This is a genomic window from Cysteiniphilum sp. GTC20157 (assembly GCF_055396795.1).
In genome coordinates, this window is the sequence record NZ_AP044698.1 from 383006 (window position 1) to 401149 (window position 18144).

12 protein-coding genes are annotated in these 18144 nt (G+C 39.0%); 7 read left to right on the forward strand and 5 right to left on the reverse strand.

Features of this window, described 5'->3' with window-relative positions:
• Positions 1–5 precede the first annotated feature (5 nt).
• The 6 genes from ACZ5V8_RS01700 to iglH all read left to right on the forward strand — a co-directional run bounded on the left by ACZ5V8_RS01700 (position 6) and on the right by iglH (position 11858).
• Positions 6–2651 carry a hypothetical protein gene (locus ACZ5V8_RS01700; RefSeq protein ID WP_464218096.1) on the forward strand — a complete coding sequence of 882 codons (2646 nt, stop codon included), beginning with the start codon at positions 6–8 and terminating at the stop codon, positions 2649–2651.
• The gene (locus ACZ5V8_RS01705; protein WP_464218097.1) at positions 2648–6031 is read left to right on the forward strand and encodes a hypothetical protein; all 3384 of its coding nucleotides are present in this window, start codon (positions 2648–2650) and stop codon (positions 6029–6031) included. The genes ACZ5V8_RS01700 and ACZ5V8_RS01705 overlap by 4 nt, the downstream gene beginning before the upstream one ends.
• A 231-nt stretch (positions 6032–6262) precedes the next feature.
• The gene (gene iglE / locus ACZ5V8_RS01710; protein ID WP_464218098.1) at positions 6263–6682 is read left to right on the forward strand and encodes a type VI secretion system lipoprotein IglE; all 420 of its coding nucleotides are present in this window, start codon (positions 6263–6265) and stop codon (positions 6680–6682) included.
• Positions 6682–7173: a type VI secretion system tip protein TssI/VgrG gene (gene tssI, locus ACZ5V8_RS01715; protein WP_464218099.1), complete on the forward strand. Its 492-nt coding sequence runs from the start codon at positions 6682–6684 to the stop codon at positions 7171–7173. The genes iglE and tssI overlap by 1 nt, the downstream gene beginning before the upstream one ends.
• Before the next feature lie 9 nt (positions 7174–7182).
• Positions 7183–10380, forward strand: a complete 3198-nt coding sequence (locus tag ACZ5V8_RS01720; RefSeq protein WP_464218100.1) for a DUF4280 domain-containing protein — start codon at positions 7183–7185, stop codon at positions 10378–10380.
• Positions 10381–10385: 5 nt separating this feature from the next.
• A complete protein-coding gene (gene iglH / locus ACZ5V8_RS01725) occupies positions 10386–11858 on the forward strand; it encodes a type VI secretion system baseplate subunit TssF/IglH (protein WP_464218101.1) in 1473 nt (490 codons plus the stop codon).
• A gap of 156 nt (positions 11859–12014) precedes the next feature.
• Here iglH and aroC read toward each other — a convergent pair whose 3' ends face one another.
• The 5 genes from aroC to ACZ5V8_RS01750 all read right to left on the reverse strand — a co-directional run bounded on the left by aroC (position 12015) and on the right by ACZ5V8_RS01750 (position 17079).
• Positions 12015–13076 (reverse strand): chorismate synthase, encoded by a 1062-nt coding sequence (gene aroC, locus ACZ5V8_RS01730; protein ID WP_464218103.1) that lies wholly within the window; start codon positions 13074–13076, stop codon positions 12015–12017.
• The gene (prmB, locus tag ACZ5V8_RS01735; RefSeq protein WP_464218104.1) at positions 13066–14025 is read right to left on the reverse strand and encodes a 50S ribosomal protein L3 N(5)-glutamine methyltransferase; all 960 of its coding nucleotides are present in this window, start codon (positions 14023–14025) and stop codon (positions 13066–13068) included. Before prmB ends, aroC begins: the two co-directional genes overlap by 11 nt.
• Positions 14026–14054: 29 nt before the next feature.
• Positions 14055–15443, reverse strand: a complete 1389-nt coding sequence (gene cysS, locus ACZ5V8_RS01740) for a cysteine--tRNA ligase (protein ID WP_464218699.1) — start codon at positions 15441–15443, stop codon at positions 14055–14057.
• 91 nt (positions 15444–15534) lie between these two features.
• Positions 15535–16653: a tRNA guanosine(34) transglycosylase Tgt gene (gene tgt, locus ACZ5V8_RS01745; protein ID WP_464218105.1), complete on the reverse strand. Its 1119-nt coding sequence runs from the start codon at positions 16651–16653 to the stop codon at positions 15535–15537.
• Between the two features lie 75 nt (positions 16654–16728).
• The gene (locus ACZ5V8_RS01750; protein WP_464218106.1) at positions 16729–17079 is read right to left on the reverse strand and encodes an ArsC/Spx/MgsR family protein; all 351 of its coding nucleotides are present in this window, start codon (positions 17077–17079) and stop codon (positions 16729–16731) included.
• A gap of 259 nt (positions 17080–17338) precedes the next feature.
• Between ACZ5V8_RS01750 and lexA the strand changes: the two genes are divergently transcribed.
• Entirely contained in the window at positions 17339–17956 is a 618-nt protein-coding gene (lexA, locus tag ACZ5V8_RS01755; RefSeq protein WP_464218107.1) for a transcriptional repressor LexA, read from the forward strand.
• The last annotated feature ends 188 nt before the right edge of the window (positions 17957–18144 follow it).

Sequence of the window (18144 nt, forward strand, 5' to 3'; positions counted from 1 at the left end):
GAAGTATGGGTGCGGCAACAATAGATGAAAGCACAGTGCTTGATAATGAGAGCACAAGTGCAGTAGAACAAGAGCAAAAGGCATCTGAAACAAAAGATATTAATAGTCAATTGGCAGATATCTTAGCTGAAATTTTGCCAAATTTAAGCTTAAGTCCAGAGCGTTTTGCCTATATCTCACACGCGTTACTGGATGTATTAACCATTGCCGTGATTGATGAGTTAAATGATCAAAGCACCGATAAATTAAAGCTGTTGCATCAAAAGGTTCTGGGCTTAATCAAAGCCAAACAAAAGCCTGGGTTTCGCCAAAGTATTGCTTATGCTCGTGTGCTTGATTTATTATCTGCAGGTGTGTTATCACGCTATGTGATACGCCCCTTTAAGGTGTATTTTGAAAAGTTGACTTTTATTAATCTATTGGATGAGATTCTAGAGACAAATTTTCAAAACACATCAAACATGCTTGAGAATGCACGCTTAATGTTGGATGAGCTTGAGACTTTATTAGTTGAAGAAGTACTATTGCAACTTGATGGTGTGGATATTTTTAAATTTAAACAGGTGGTGAATAAGCTATCACGCTTTTTCGCGCTGAGTATCGTCAGTAAAAATGAGTCACGCAAGTTGTTTGCGTTACTACAAACTAAGATTCGCCCAGTGATTGGTTATGATCCCTTTATCGTTGAGCAAGTGATTACGATTGAGCTTAATCCATTAGATGAAAACTTGGCAACAAAGCCGCTAACGTTAGTCAGTAATAAATATCAAAATCAAACTGAAAAATCGCAGTTTAAAGGGTTGATGTTAGCGAATTACCATATTATGAAGCTTGATCTTGAATTAAAGCGCTATGGCTTTGATGGTATGCTTAAGTTTCAAATCTCATATGATGATGGCGTGCATCCAGATTATGCATTTTTGTATCAGAATGTTCCGCTATCAATGGCGATTACATTAGAAAACACCTATGTTTTTGATGATCCGGATAAGAAAAACACCAAGTATCAGACTAAGCTGCAATTACAAGCAATTGCTTCGATGACAAATGATGAACATTTGCGTTTTGCCGATCCTTTGGTTGAGCAAAATATTGATAAGCAAACGAGTAAAATTGCCTCGATGTTGCCCTTTTTTACTTTGAAATTTAGCGATCCACTAAAGGCATTCTGGTCACAGCATCAACCTATCTATGTTGATTTTGATAAATCATATATCGATGTGTTTAATGACAATAATTTTTTCCAAAGTTGGGTGCAGATTGATGGCGCTAAATGCAAAAAGCTGGCAACCAAGCAAAAACAAATTATGGTGTCCGCTTACGCACGTAGTTTCTATGACTATTTCATTGAAGCTTTGGATCATTACAGTGTTTATTTGGTGTATGACTATAGTAAGCTTGCAAAGGGTAAAAGCAGCTATGTTTTATATGACACGTTAACCAGTGACTGGCAAAAAAAGCCAGAAGGTAAGGGCACATTAACCTCAAAAGATTTATTTCAAATCGATCATGCACACTGCCAAGTGCAGCCACTATGGTCAAAAACACAGAATATGATGAATCTCGCAGATATGAATACGGATAGAAAAACCTTGGCAAAAATTTATAATGAAAAACAGCCATTAATTAAGGGGTTTACACTTGATCGAGTTCAATTAGTTGAGGATCCCAAGGTCTACGCCAACACGGAGCAAAAGATTACAAATGACTTGCAAAGCACTTTATCTTGTGTGGTAAGGTTTGATGTGAGTTTGCGTGAGCTTATGCCTTTTTTCCCGATAACACCAAGTTATGACTTGATCGCTTTGGATAAAATACAATGGCAAAACACCTTTGTCGGGCAAAGCACAGCAGTGATCTTGAGCTCTCAACGTTTTCAGTTTGTGCAAAATAAGGCAACGATCGAATTTGTGAAGCGTAAATTAACCGAGCAAAACTATGAGTCAGAAACGGACAAGGATCGCTATGAGAAAATCACGATGATTGGCTCACTTGCTGGTATTACGCACTTTGTGCAGCTTAAAAGTCAATGGTTAGATCAAAGTGCTAAGGCAAATGATTTACCTCAATATCAGCCGTTTACTGCATTTCAAACACAGGCGATGATAACGATTGGTAAAGATGTTGATGATAGTGTTAAGTATGCTTATAAGCTTTATAAAGGACAGTCTGAAACCGAAAGCTCGTTTGCTGACGATCAAGGCACTAAGCTCACCAATTACGTCTATGCTAAGCAAAGTGAGAACTTATTAAGTTATGCATGTACTTTGCCAAAAGCCCTTTATAAAGATCCAAGTAAACCTGTACCGTTGTATGTTCCGGTAGCAAGCTTTGGCTTAACAGCAAATACATTTAATTTGTTGCGAAATGGTGATGTTGTGTTATTGCAATTTAGCTCGGCAGAAACCGTTGAAATTAAATCCATTAAGCTAAACACAGCAACAATCGAAGATAAAGCTTCTCAGAAGATAGCTCAACAGACGCTCTATGGGGCACAGCAAGAATGTGCACTTAGTTATACCCAAGATGCGAACGATCAACAGTTTAACCTAAAACAATCGACAAAAAATGGCGAGGGGACTAACGTCCTGGCGTTTAGTGATAAACAGGGAATTATATTAAGCTTTAGTGATGAAAAGGAGTCAAAATGAGTCTATTAACCAGTAAATATGCCATTATGCTGTTTGGTGCGATGGGCGTGGCTGCTTTTTTGGTCTTTATTGTGTGGTTAATTAAGACCTTAAAAAGCGAAAAAAGTAAGGCAACGTCTCTGTTTGGTCGCTTGAAAAAAGTAGCGCCAAAAGCCAAGAAAAATAAAAACCCCTATGCGGATGCTCAACTAAATATTCAAAAGCAGGCAAAACACGCTTTTTGGTCATCCTTTTTATGTGTTTATGAAGGTAATATGGATCATGCCTTGACTTATCTTGGCGGTTTGATTGATTTAGATGCCTTTGAGATTACTATTATTGATGCGAATCAATCAATCATTGTTGGACACGGCAAGGTAATTGTCGTGATTACCTTAGAGAGTACCAAACAGCTAAATGTTCCGTTGTTTAATACCTTTTTGAATAAGCTTTATCATCGTGGTGCGATTCAATTACCAGTGGTGCTGTTAAAAGCGACAAATAATGATTTCATATCGAGTCAGTTTGCGATGTTTCAAAAGTTTATGGCACAGATGCCATTATTCTCACATGGGAATTATCAGATACATTTATCCGTTGCTGACTTTGCGATGGATGAAGAAATAGAAGCGCTTTTTGATTTGCTGAAACATGATACCAAGATAAGCTTTGAAGCGCCAAGCTCTGCTGAGGAGATTAAAACAACATTGGATGACGAATTTGCAATTATTCGTCATCGAATCTCAGTGAAGCTAAGTGATTTAAATAATCATACAACTGAAGTGCAGCGTGCGTTAACGGCAGCTTCTCAAATTGAGCGTGCGACTTTGCCAGCGATACAATTAGTCTCGGAACTAACACAAGGCGCTTATGGTCAAGTGCCGGCTCAAGCAATTCACCTTGATTTTGGTATACATGCTAAAAATTATCACAGTACGTTTTTTGATTTTGGTTCCAAAGCGTATAAAAATGCATTAAAGCCAAGGCATATATTGGTGCCTGCAGCAGTATTTGTTTCGGCATGCTTTAGTACGGTCTTTGCCTATAATGCCTATCAGCAATATGAGTTTAGTGAGTTTATTCAATTAAAGCGTCCTTTTGCACCATTAGATACGATGGAAACGGAAGAAGCTGCTAAAACCTATGAGCAATGGGTGAGTTATTATCGCAGTCAATTATTGCTGCCTTTTTTATATAATGCGCATGGTAACAAAACGTTAAACCGCTTATATGCTAATTATTTGTATGAAAACGTGCTGTTACCCAAAATTTATCAAACAGAAGACTATCTGCATAAGGCAATTTATCTATCACTTATTGCTAGCACTAATTCAAGTAAGGTTGCCGACGTGCTAAAGGATAATTTATCGCTTATTTCTTTGATTACTGGATTGTCTTCTGAGCAATTAGGTATTATTTATCGTTATGGCAGCAACAACAGCAAACTGGTCTCACATATTCCCAATAACTTATACAACGCAGAATCCGATGATTCTAAAATTATCCATTCAGCCAGCACGATTACTTCAGGTAAGATGTTGAGCACTTTTTTTGATGGTGATTACTTCCATGCGACTAATGATCAGTTAAAGGAGTATATCAGTCGCAACGTGATTACCCATCAAGAGGTATGTTTATTGCAACAAGTTGTGCCTGACATGTTAACCAATGATGTGCTTAATAATAATTCAGGCGTGAGCAAGTTTTTAGCAAAACTAGGTAGCGCCTTACCACAGGATCAGTCTTATTGTAGCGGTAGCACGGCATTGATTGATTTACAAAATCTTATTCCAGCTACGCAGAATAATATTACAAGCTTTTCGGATATCGTTGAACAAATGTTTCACTATAACGATAAAATCAATGCGTTTTTTAGTAAGCGTTCAGTTGATCAGTCAAAAGAACAGAATTGGAAGCGTATTTTATTAAGTGCTGAGCTTAACTCTATTTTGGTCAGTGTTCTTAATCGCAATCAAAATACAATCAATTTGCTCGATGACAGTGATTACTATCAATATACTTTTAAAACGGTGTTCTCGCGTAACGTAACCGCTGTGTCGTTAGTTTATTCAAAAAACACTTTAATGAATGCTGTATTACCGCTATTAAAACGCTATGAGAGTTTGGTGAAGTTACTACAGCAATACAATATCAACTATGGCGCATTTGATCGTTTGGAAAAAGGAGCGTTAACACATTATGCCAGTCAATATGTGCAGATGTTGAATCAAGTATTGCAAAACGCGCTACCAACCAAAGTGTCGATCGATAATCTGCAGATGTTTTTGATTGATATCACTTCGGATAATACGCCATTTAGCAATATGCTTGATTATATCAAAACCAATACAAGCTTTGCTAAAGGGGAAACACTACCTGCTGAGCTGCAAATTATTCCGAATAATTTCGCGCGACTAAATGAATTTGTGGCATCCGAGAAATATCAAGATTATAAGCAAGTATTGTCATCCATTAGTAATAATCTCTATCAACGTAATCGTGAAAATTACACCCGTTTATATGAAGAGATCAATTCAACCAAAGAAGATTCATTGTTAGCTAAACTCAATGGTCTGATCGACGCCTTAGGTGTGCCAAATAATGAGGCATATCAATTGCTTAAAGTACCAGAGAGTATCATTCGCTTGAGTGTTGCACAGTATCTTATTACTGATTTGAAACAGCAATGGGATCTGGATATCGTGCCTAAAATCGCATTGGTGAAAAGCAAGTTTCCATTGGATTTAAGCTCCGGTAGCACTATTAGCTCAGATGCATTAAATGACATGTTTGGACCTAAAGGTGTTGTTTATAATGAAATGTATTCACTACTTAAAGGCTTTATTCACTTAGATGCGATTAGTGGCGTTTGGCAGGTAGATAATAATTTAACTCAAGAGCAACAAAAGACGCTTGTCAGCTATGTTGATTCACTTAATTATTTCTATCGTTTGCAAAGTGACTTATGGACATCAGATGGCAAACCGCGAGCAGTTGATATGTTTGTAGCGGCAACGCCTTTTAAACAGGTTTCCCTAGATGGCATTAGCAAAATGGTATTGTCGTTTATGCAGATTGGTAGCAAGGATCGTGTATTGGGCTTAGATACTTATGATCAACGCAATCATCCGGTTGTTTATGATTGGCAACTGCAACCAACGGTATCCATTGGCTGGTTAAGTAACAGCAATATAACTTATCAAAAAACCTATCAAGGTGAATGGGCAGTATTTAAGATGTTGGCAGATGCTAATTGCAATAGTGACTGGTTATGTAGTTGGAAGATTAGTAGTGATAATAGCAAAGTAGCGCCTTTTGTCGTGAGCTTTCAGTTAAAATCGGATATTTTGAAATTGGTTAAATACCAACAAGACAATAATGCGAATAATTTTCAGGCGTAGATATGATTTATAAACACCCCGCCTCGCAAGCTTAAGCACCCCTCTTGAAAAGAGGGGAATGTTGCGACATCCTTTATTATTCCCCTCTTTTCAAGAGGGGTGGCAGCCGTAGGCTGACGGGGTGTTGTTTAGCGGGAAATAAAAAACATGTAGGGGCGTATTGCATACGCCCAAAGAAATATGGGCATATAAATCAGCCAGAGGCTTAAATCGCCACAAAGGAGTAAAATAATGGCAAAAATGATGAAGTATACAATGATAGCAGCCGTGCTTTTAATGTTGAGCGGTTGCTCGTTAATCCCTTGGTATCACTCAACAACGATGACGGTTAAGGTCGATATGTCAAAAGATGCCAATGATAAACAGCCAATCACAATGTTGATTAGTCAACCGGCAGATCAAAAGAATTTTGTTACCGCAGACTACGCAACGATTAGCCAAAATGCACTTGATCAAGGTGTTAGCCGCTATGTATTTATGCCAGATCAAGGGGCACAAAAGATCTCTTTAGATGTGAGTGACACGCCTGTTGCTATTTATTTTATCTTAAAGCATCAGCCGGTATCTGGTTGGAAGTATTTTATTGAGAAGCCGCAAGGTGAGAGTATCAGTTTCATCATTAATCAATATAGTGTTAAAAAGGATTCATAATGGCAAAGCACGCAATCGCAATGAACAGCGACGGGATTTCGGTTGCTGTGAAGGGTAAAGAAGAAAAAGAAGTCTGTAATATCCAATATAAAAGTGCGGGTGATGCCGTATTGCAAATTGGTAATGAATACAATTTAAAGGCTGAAAAAACAATTGCATTTGTCGTTGGTGATATCACGGTCAAAGTGACTACGGATGAAGTGTTGATTCAAAAAAGTAGTACGAGCATTTCACTGAAAGATAAAGATATTAAGCTTGCAGTGGGTAGCAGTGTGATTGAAGTCAAAGACGGTGAAATTACGCTTAATGCGGATAAAGTCAGTATTACTGGATCAAATTCGTTAAGTTTAAAATCAACAAGTAGTGCAAGTTTGCAAGGTGGCAGTATCGCCGTTAAGGCCTCTCAAGCAGCCTCTGTGCAAGGTATGACAGTGGATATTAAAGGCACGACAAGTACGACGGTAAAAGGTTTAACCACCTCATTGGGTTAAGGGCTGCTTATGGCAAATGAATTGGCATATTTTCAAAAGTTTATTGACAACTTATCAGTCTATAATGAAAGTGAGATAAAAGGCTTAACACAAAAAAGTAGTATTTTGCAGCGTAACTTAAGTTCATTAAAGCAATATGCAAACCCTGAGTATAAAGCCAGTGGTATTGAGAATGTTCATCTGGATCAAACACAGAAATTAATTGCGGATTTGACTTCTAGATCAACCCAAGCACCAGATGCACCAAATATACAAAGTTTAAAAGCAGCAAATGAGGCATTAACTGATGCAAGATCCGCTGGTGATATATCCAAAGTTGCTAAAATCTCCGAGAGTTTAAGCTCGCAAGTAAGCAATTTTCAGCAAAGTGAAAAGGACGCACTATTAACACGGCAATCACAGCGAGTTAATGTTGACCCGCAAACCATGACACCAAGCAGTGAATATATCAATACCTTGAGTGATCAGCTAAAGAAAAGCCAGGCACAAGTGCCTGCAATAAGCGTGACTAATGTAGCAGGCGATAATAGTCAAAGGACAAGTTTGCTACAGATCCATAAAAATATTCTCGGCTTAAATTCAGAAAGTAGTGTTGAAGATATTAATAGTCAGACACAGGCGTATGCTCATTATCAAGAAAATCTATCAAAAGAGTTAAGTGATTTGAGTAATGGGAATAAAGGAAATAGAGAAAATAAAGGAAAAGATGCAGTAAGTGAGATTGCAAAAAAGCAAACCTTAGCTGATTTTATGGGTTATCCCAATGCTTCTTTTGATGCTAAGACTGCAAATACAGCGGCTTTACCCACGACCGATCAGTTGATGATGAAAAATACACACTTTTTGCAGCAAACAGGACAAATAAAACTGCCTGAGCATGACGCTGAAATGGTTAAATCAATCGTCAGTTACCATGAAGAAGTTACCAAGACGCAAAATGTGCAACTAGGGGATCCGAATACGGCATCAGCACATGTCCAAGAGCTGGCAAGCAGTACGCAAGATACACAAAAGCAACAAGCGTTGAATAAGCTAAATGGGCAAGTACAAAGTTGGTCAATGTTTGTGGTACCTGCTGATTTACCATTTGTGGCTGAAAATGTCAGTAAAAAGGCGCGGATGTTAGGCGATGTACAACCAGCAGCATCTAAGCAAAGCCAGACAATAGGAAACCGCAAGATGGAGGTTGTTGCCGGAGAAAGTGTAGTAATGGTGTTAAATGATCATGGTGCATCACATCTTATGGGCAGTGATCTACAAATGGCTAAGCAGGCGCGTTTCGAGCAAGCATTTGCAAGTATGCCATCACAGCAAGTGACGCGTTTGCAAAGTGATTATTTGATGAGTGTTGTGAAAGTGACACCAAGTTTACTTATTGCTCAATTACAGGTAAGCACGTCACCATTATCAGAATTAATCAATGCGAATGCCGCAGTTATGACAGAATTCTCGGGATTAAAGACAAGTGCATTGGCGTGGCAAAGAAACCCCAGTAGCGATGAGCTTTCAGCAAACTATCAAACACATTTACAAAGTACGACAACAGCGTTGGAGCATTTTAAGCAACAAATACCAACGGCTTTGGCATTCCAATCACAACTTGCTGCAAAGGCTAATGCACTACATGATTCACTCTGTCCATGCGTGCCTGATGTGAGTTTTAATGCACAAGAGATGCTACCAAAAATGACTGAGCTACAAAGCGCATTAGATCATTTGCCTAAACTCCCGCAATTACCTCAAGGAGAAAGCTTAGATAGTAGCGCTATTGTTGGACCGTATATGTCAAGTTTAAATGCGATGTTGGCTGAACAAGGTAGTGAGTCATTGGCATTGCAAAGAAGTATCAATGCGGAAATGATGAAGCTTAAAAATCTATCACAAAATCTACCTAAAACGCCTACGGCGAATATGCAAGTGGCCAGTTGTTTGTGCGATGAGGTGTTGGATGCTTTTAGTCAGTTAAAATCGCTTATTGGCAAGATCAGTTTACCTAGTGTCAATACGTCAAGCTTGGCGTCATTGCCTGATCTGGCAAGCTTTTTGCAAGGCATAGATCTTAATACAATGTCATTGCCTGATGTGTTAAGTTCGCTTAAACAAATTCAAATGAAGCTTGATGCATTGTGTCAAAATTTAGCAAATGCGATGAGCTTTTCGATGCCTCCTTTGATGGGGGTGCCAAACTTACCTTCGTTGTCCGTTGATTTATTACCTCCTTTGCAAGACTTGCAAAATTGCTTGTCAATGTTACTAAATCAGGAGGCTCCATTACCTAATGGTGTCTCTATGGCAAGTGTGGCTAACCTTAATGATGTGTTGGTGCCAGTGCTTAATTATCAAAATCAATTTATGGCATTGGATCAGCAAAATTTCATCAATACCATGGGGAACCAATCGCTACCTAACATGCAAGCTTTGTTAAGTGGTGAGATTCCTAGTATGTCAACATCTGGTGTTCCTAGTGTTAATGATTTAATTCCTGAAACACCAAAGCTATTGAATCAGCTACAAAGTTGTGAGAATTTAACGCATATTGAAGATGAAATTAATGAGATTAATAGTGCTTTAGCTTCAGCCGCAGGCGAGATTGGCTCACATGCGCAAAAGTCAAAAAATGCAGCCAAAGCGTTAGATGAAATGCAAGCAAAGACGATGCAGATGCAAAATGTGATTGCGACTCAGCAGCGTAATACTCAAAGCACGCAAACAGCAAAACAGGTAGCTGAGCAAGCTGAACTTGAGGTTACTTTAGCAAATTTAAATAACTCGCTGAGTAATACCGCCGTATTAAGTGGTCAAGCAGCAAGTACATTAAGTGCCAGTAGTGGCTCACCACAAGCAACCATGGTCACGTGTACCAGCTCACAAATGTTATGCACCTTTGGTTTGGGTCCTGGTATGTATAGCACCTTGCGTGCAACTGTGTTGATTAACAATAAACCGGCAGCTAATATCACCGATGCCGCCCCAATGGTAAATATTTTGCCGATGCCAAGTTGCACAGCAGTGACAAATCCGGCATGGAACCCATTAAAGCCGATTTCGCCGTGCATTCCAGCAGGACAGTTTATCCCAACAAATATTATGACAATGGTGCAAGGTTCTCCCATTAATACGATGAATAATAAAGCAATGTGCACGACAGCAGTTGGCGGGGTTGTTAGTTTTATCAATCCATCACAAATGACAACAATGACAGGGTGAAGGGTATGAATTTTCTTGATGAAAAAATGACTTTTGTTAGTAAAAGCTATGATTTATCAGATGATCATTATCAGGTGTTGACCCATTTGTTTGATGCATTAGGTAAGGATATTCAAAGCAACTTGGTGGCACAACTTAGAAGTGAGCGAGATTATCGCTTATCACGCTATAACCAAAATTTGCTAATGCAGTTGCCTAAGCATATGCTCATCGCTGTTAAGTCAAAGATTAAAAAAGCTTGCTTAAACCTTGAGCCAAAAGAGCGTTTTGATGTTTATGATATTCAAGCAAAAAAACAGTTTCATTATAGCAATTTAAGCGAAGTTAATTTGACGTGTTTTAAGGTTGATCATGTCGATTTAACAACGACCTCGACGCAAGTTTCATTACAAACTAATGCCCCAACAGAGCTTAATCACAATGTCTTTGATTTGTGGGTCAATCCTTTGTTATGGAAACAAGCCGAGTTTAAACTGTGTCAATTAAAAGAAATGCTCCTTAAAGACAACAAAATTAAAGTGCGTGTGATCTATGATGATGGTACACAAAAGGAAGTCTTAGCGAGGGTTTACAATAGCGATGCATACACGCTAGGGTTAAATGATAAAACGCGTCTAGATTTATTGTCACCTGAGTTTTCTTTGAAATTAAGTATCGAACTGTCGCAGATTCCGGTGACTGAAACGACTGCCAAAGTCAAAGAAATGATGTTGATATTTCCTATGGGGATATATGATAGAGCGGATTTTTTTGAGCTCATTAGCCAGAAGGATCGATTGTTTATTACTAATATTATCCCGCTATTTAATCTGTTTGAAGCCTATTCAACGTCACAAAAAATTGATCAACGCTATGATAAAATCCCTTTGCTGCACCCTGAGGATCCCGATGCTCGCGCTTGTTATGTTCATCAAGTATGGGTTAATAATCAGCCGTATAAAGATTATTACAATCATACGGTCAGTGAATATGTTTTTCATAAGCATGTCGGCAAACTAAGTTACTCTCCTAAAGATATTAACGAGGCATTAGATATTGAGAAAAGGATTTTTGCCAAAGTGGAATGGACACAAAAAGCTGAACATGGCAGTTTGATCAAGGTGAGCACCAATAGCTTTACCACTCAAAGTGCACACTTTGAGTTGATCGCTTTAAAGCCTGAACTTAGATTAAATAGTTTTCGTCATATTGATCGTGTGGTGCAGGTCTTTAGAGCTTTCTCCGATTTGGATATTCGCAATAATGATGGGTTTTTGTTGGCATTAAAATTCCTGTATGGCGAGGAAAATGCAGAAAGATATCAATTTTTTAAATCAGTGATTAAAGCAGTTCATTATGATCACGTTAGCAATGTACTTGTGATTGAGGCAGCTTACCCACATTATTACGCTTATGTGCGATATGTGGCAAATGTTGTGACGCGATTTTTCTATATCAATTCCCCTCAAGTGGTCGAAGTGAAAGTGCTTGTAAAATGATTCATAGTAATGAGTCAATAATAAGTTGCGTCAGCTAGTACCTCTCCCCTTGTGGGATTGCTCCTCGTGCAGCTTAAGCTGCGCAGGTGAGGGGTATAATTGAAGCTTAACTTATTCTGGCATTATTACATAAGCGGTATAAATGTCTAATTTTTATCACAAATTCTGCGCTTTATGTTGCAAATAGTGATCAACAAGCACAAGTGCCAACATTGCCTCAGCAATTGGCACACCGCGAATGCCGACACACGGGTCGTGTCGTCCCTTGGTAATGACTTGACATTGATCGCCATGAATATCAATTGAGCGACCAGGCACCAAAATGCTTGAAGTAGGTTTAAAGGCAATACTCGCCAAGATCTCTTGTCCTGAGGAGATCCCGCCTAAAATACCACCTGAATGATTGCTTAAAAAACCTTTGCCTTTAATGTATTCGTCGCGATGCTCGCTGCCTTTTTGGCTAACCACATCAAAACCATCACCAATAGATACTGCTTTAACAGCATTAATGCTCATCAATGCTTTGGCAATGTCGGCATCCAAACGATCAAATACCGGTTCCCCTAATCCAACAGGGATGTTGCGTGCCACAACATTGACCTTGGCACCAATAGAATCCCCTTGTTTACGAATGGACTGCATCAACTCCTCGAGCTGCGGGATCTTATTTGGATCTGCACAGAAAAAAGGATTTTGCTCAATAAAGTTTTGATCTTTTAGCTCAAGTTCAATATCACCAATTTGTGAAACATAGCCAAATATTTCACTATTAAACTGCTCTTTTAATATCTTTTTCGCAATCGCGCCTGCGGCGACACGCATGGTTGTCTCTCTGGCGGAAGACCGTCCACCACCACGATAATCACGAATGCCATATTTATGAAAGTAGGTGAAATCAGCATGTCCTGGTCGAAACTGATCTTTGATCTCACCATAGTCTTTGGATTTCTGATCTGTATTTTCAATGATTAAACCAATTGGTGTACCGGTTGTTTTGCCTTCAAAGACACCAGATAAAATCTTCACTTGATCAGGCTCACGTCGCTGTGTGGTAAACTTTGACTGCCCAGGTTTACGTCTATCTAAATCTACTTGAAGATCCTCCTCACTCAATGATAGTCCCGGTGGACAGCCATCAATAATCGCACCCAAAGCTAACCCATGACTCTCACCAAAGGTAGTGACTTTAAATAAGGTTCCAAAGGTATTACCTGGCATCTTGATAATCCTCGGCAAATATTGATCGATAAGTTTTGAGCTCATCATAGGTTAATAAGAACACACCATCACCTCCATCTTCAAAGTTAAGCCATGTGAAAGGCACACTTTGAAAGGTTTCTTGTAAAGCATGTTGGCTATTACCCACTTCAACGATCAACACGCCACCTTCATTCAGATAATCAAGTGCGTTAACTAAGATTTTACGTGTAATATCTAAACCATCATCACCTGAACCTAGTGCCAATGCTGGCTCTTTTAAATACTCTTGTGGCATCGATGCTAAATCGTTCATGTCAACATACGGCGGATTAGAGATAATCAAATCAAACTTTTGCCCTGTTAAACTTGCAAATAAATCCGATTGCACGGCAGTGACACGCTGTTCCATATCATGCTGCTTGATATTGCGCTTGGCAACTTCTAGCGCATCTTCTGAGATATCACTTAAGACCACTTCTGCATCAGGGAATACATGTGCTGTAGCAATACCGATACAACCGCTGCCGGTGCATAAGTCCAATATGCGCGCGACATTATGGTGATTAACCCATGGCTCAAACTCATTGCGAATCAGCTCACCAATAGGGGAGCGCGGCACAATCACTCGTTGATCAACATAGAACTTCATTCCTGCAAACCATGCTGTTTTTGTCAAATATGGCAATGGCACACGATCAACTACACGTCGATAAATCCATTTGATGACTTTCTGGCGTTCTACATGCGTTAAACGCGCATCCAAAATACGATGATCAACATCTAATGGTAAGTAAAGTGCCTGCAGCACTAAGTGTACGGCCTCATCCCATGCTGAATCTGTACCATGCCCATAAAAAAGCTCTGCTTCGAGGAAACGAGATGTTGCCCAACGCAAATAATCACGTATTGTATGTAAGTCCTGCGCCAATGCATCAACATTGACGTCCCCTCCAAAAATATCACTCATCTTTTATCCTCACTTATGCTTTATGTGCCTTATGCTCTTTTCCAGATTGTGCCCGTTGCTGAGTCTTCAAGCAATACACCTTGTTCTGCTAGAGTTTGGCGAATCTGATCGGCTTTGGCATAATCTTTATTCTTTTTCGCATCCATGCGCTCAGCAATCATGTGCTCAATGACCTCATCACTTAAGTCATTGGCACCACTATGCTTGAAGTAGCTCTCAGGCGAATGTTTCAATATACCCAACACATCGGCAAGCTGTAATAATAGTTTCGCAAAGCTTGCTGCTTTTTGTTGATCATTTGTACGGTATTTATTGATCTCCTTAGCAATGGCAAACAATACTGGCAATGCTTCTGGTGTGTTGAAGTCATTATTCATTGCCTGCTTAAAGTCATTAATATACCGATCAGCTTCGGCTAATGCTACTGTGTTTTCAGTGACATCAATACCACGCAATGCAGTGTATAGACGCTCAACAGCGGCTTTTGCCTGATCTAAATTCTCTTTAGAGTAATTGATTTCACTGCGGTATTGTCCTGAAATCAAAAAGAAGCGAACCACTTCAGGATGGTACTCGGCAAGCACTTCTTTAATTGTGAAGAAATTATTCAATGATTTAGACATTTTCTCATCATCGATCTGAACCATGCCAGAATGCAACCAGTAATTGGCAAAGCTGCAGCCATTCGCGGCTTCTGATTGCGCGATTTCATTCTCATGATGTGGGAAGCGTAAATCTGAACCTCCTGCATGAATATCAAAATTATCGCCTAATAGATTTTTAGACATCGCCGAGCACTCAATATGCCAACCAGGACGACCTTTCCCCCATGGCGAATCCCAACTTGGCTCACCAGCTTTAGCCGCTTTCCACAACACAAAGTCTAAAGGATTTTCTTTTTGTTCATTGCTTTCAATTCGTGCACCAACACGCAGGTGCTCCAAGCTTTGTTTACTTAATTTACCATAGTCTTTAAATGCTTCGACACGATAATAAACATCACCATTGCCTGGGGCATAAGCAAAGCCTTTATCAATGAGGTTTTCGATCATCTGACACATTTCAGGAATCGTTTGCGTAGCTCGTGGGTCAAAATCAGGCCGTAGAATATTTAAACGATCTAAATCGTCATACATGCTTTTGATTGTGCGCTCAACGAGTGCATCAGTTGATTCACCGTTTTCATTGGCTCGCTTAATGATTTTATCATCAATATCGGTAATATTGCGTACATAAGTCACATCGTAATTGCAAAAGCGAAAATAACGCACAATAACATCAAAAGCGATTTGTGTGCGTGCATGTCCAATATGACAATCATCATAAACCGTCATGCCACAGACATACATTTTTAATTTTTGTGGGCTAATCGGCTGAAAAAGCTCTTTCTTTCCAGATAATGAATTGTATAAATAGATACTCATGAATCTTGCATTGGCATGGTTATAATGAATCTATGTTACCATCGCCTTAGCAAGGTTGAAATACACAATTCACAATTGCGTCATTTTATGCTTTAAGTTCAGGGACTGTTTGACCAATATCGTTATAAAATTCCTGCACAAACTCCTCAAAATGATCTTCATCTAAAGCTGTACGAATGTTTTTCATTAAACGTTGATAATACGTGATATTGTGAATTGTATTTAAACGCGCGCCCAAGCTCTCTTTGGTTTTATCCAAATGATGTAAATAACTTCTTGAGAAATTCTGACAAGTGTAACAATCACAACTCTCATCTAATGGTGCTGTATCTGTTTTATATTGACTGTTGCGAATGCGGATAACACCGCTTTTGACAAACAAATGACCATTTCGAGCATTTCTTGATGGCATCACACAGTCAAACATATCTACACCTCGGCGCACACCTTCAACTAGATCCTGTGGTTTACCAACACCCATTAAATAACGCGGCTTATCTTCAGGCATTTGATGTGCTGTATGATCTAAAATACGAATCATATCAGGCTTGGGCTCACCAACAGACAAACCGCCAATTGCATAACCATCAAAGCCAATATCCGTTAGTGCTTTTAAGGATTGGTCACGTAGATGCTCATACATTCCACCTTGGATAATCCCAAATAAAGCCGATGGATTATCGCCATGTGCGATTTTGCTTCTTAATGCCCAGCGCATCGACAACTCCATTGATGCCTTTGTTTCAAGCTCTGTTGCCGGATACGGTGTGCATTCATCAAAACACATTACGATATCAGATCCTAGATCACGCTGAATTTGCATTGATATTTCAGGATCTAAAAATACTTTTGAGCCATCAAGTGGCGAGCGAAAGGTAACCCCTTCTTCAGTAAGCTTTCTAAGAGCGCCTAAGCTAAACACTTGAAAACCACCAGAATCCGTTAATATCGGTCCTTGCCATTGCATAAAATCATGCAAATCACCATGCATTTTGACAATCTCAGTGCCTGGGCGCAACCATAAGTGAAAAGTGTTGCCAAGTAAGATTTCAGCACCCGTGGCTTTAACGTCTTCAGGTGACAAAGATTTTACTGCTCCATAAGTGCCTACTGGCATAAACGCGGGTGTTTGTACCTGTCCACGCTCAAACGTTAAGGTGCCGCGACGCGCTTTGGCACTCTTTTTTAATAAAGTAAATTTCATGTTATGCGACCACTATCGACAATAAAGGGCTCATAATATACGCTCAGATAAAAAGGGGAAATGTTATTTTAATGATTATTCTAAAATAGCGATCATATCTTCAATGGGGCGCGCAATCGCCGCCTTGGTTTCTGTCTCCAATATTGGGCGCTGCATTAATTTAGGAGTTTTTAATAAAATCTCTGCAATTTCACTATCTGAAAGCTTTTCAACCTCTGAGATGTTTAAAGCTTTGAAATCATCATCACTACTGCGAATAAGCATATGTTTGGCAGCGGTCAACTTCTCTAAAATGCGCAATGTATCTGTTTGAGATAACGGCGTATTGAGATATTCAATCACTTCAACTTCATAATTATTTTGCGTTAAAAACGCTAATGCCGCACGCGATTTACTGCACCGTGGGTTGTGGTATAGCTTATACATATCAATTATCCAAATGAATTTTCTAATGTTGTTAATACTAATTTTATTTGGCAGCGCAAACAATAATTTTTGGGTCTTTTGAAGTAATACGCATATGTTAAGTCGAATTATCATCTAGCTATACAATGGTAAGTTTGGCGAAGAAGTACTCGTTAACTCCCGATGTTAAACTTAATTTGAACTTATTTGCATATTGCACTTGATTTTAAACTTTTTTAGAACATAATAAGCGATAGATCAACGGCAATGAGATAAGTTCATGTTAAATAACAAAGAACAGCAGGTTTTAAACATTATCCAAAGTTTTCAGGTTGAAAATGGCTACTCACCAACATTTAGTGATATTGCAGACGCTTTAAATCTCAAATCAAAAGCTACAGTTTCTTACTACATTAAAGCGCTCAAAGAAAAGGGCTATATCCACATCCCTAAAGGTAAGCGCAAGCATATTGAAATTATTGATCAAGCAGATAATGAACAGCACAACCTTCTTCATTTACCATTAGTCGGTACGATCGCCGCAGGTTTACCATTAGAAGCGTATGAGGTGATAGAAACCATCGATTTGTCTGAGCTTTTGAATATGCCTGATCGCTACTTATTAAAAATATCGGGCAACTCAATGCAAGACAGTGGCATTTTAGATGGTGATTTAGTGCTGATTCAAAAACAACACATTGCTCGCAATGGTCAAATTGTCGTGGCATTAATCGATGAAAAGGAAGCCACATTAAAAGAATTTAAAATGCAGGATAATAAAACTGTAACACTTATCCCTCACAATGAAGACCTCCCGCCGATGATCTATCCTGCGCATCGCGTGAGCATTCAAGGTGTTTACTTGGGGATGCGCTTGGATAGGTCATTTTTGCCATAAAAAATATAAAAAATATAAAAAAAGAGAAGGAGAAAATCATGCTGAAATTTAATGGTCAAATCAGTTATACTTTGCAGTTGAGTAAATATGAACAAAAACATTATGAGCAACGCCGCCAAGCGCTCAAGCAGCGTCTGTATCAAAGCGTATAATGTCAACTGAATTAAATTAATATAAAAATAAACTAG

Bases quoted from the DNA above. Each gene is read 5' to 3' on its own strand.
- ACZ5V8_RS01700 (WP_464218096.1), top strand. From the start codon at position 6: ATGGGTGCGGCAACAATAGATGAAAGCACAGTGCTTGATAATGAGAGC.
- ACZ5V8_RS01705 (WP_464218097.1), top strand. From the start codon at position 2,648: ATGAGTCTATTAACCAGTAAATATGCCATTATGCTGTTTGGTGCGATG.
- iglE (WP_464218098.1), top strand. From the start codon at position 6,263: ATGGCAAAAATGATGAAGTATACAATGATAGCAGCCGTGCTTTTAATG.
- tssI (WP_464218099.1), top strand. From the start codon at position 6,682: ATGGCAAAGCACGCAATCGCAATGAACAGCGACGGGATTTCGGTTGCT.
- ACZ5V8_RS01720 (WP_464218100.1), top strand. From the start codon at position 7,183: ATGGCAAATGAATTGGCATATTTTCAAAAGTTTATTGACAACTTATCA.
- iglH (WP_464218101.1), top strand. From the start codon at position 10,386: ATGAATTTTCTTGATGAAAAAATGACTTTTGTTAGTAAAAGCTATGAT.
- aroC (WP_464218103.1), bottom strand. From the start codon at position 13,076: ATGCCAGGTAATACCTTTGGAACCTTATTTAAAGTCACTACCTTTGGT.
- prmB (WP_464218104.1), bottom strand. From the start codon at position 14,025: ATGAGTGATATTTTTGGAGGGGACGTCAATGTTGATGCATTGGCGCAG.
- tgt (WP_464218105.1), bottom strand. From the start codon at position 16,653: ATGAAATTTACTTTATTAAAAAAGAGTGCCAAAGCGCGTCGCGGCACC.
- ACZ5V8_RS01750 (WP_464218106.1), bottom strand. From the start codon at position 17,079: ATGTATAAGCTATACCACAACCCACGGTGCAGTAAATCGCGTGCGGCA.
- lexA (WP_464218107.1), top strand. From the start codon at position 17,339: ATGTTAAATAACAAAGAACAGCAGGTTTTAAACATTATCCAAAGTTTT.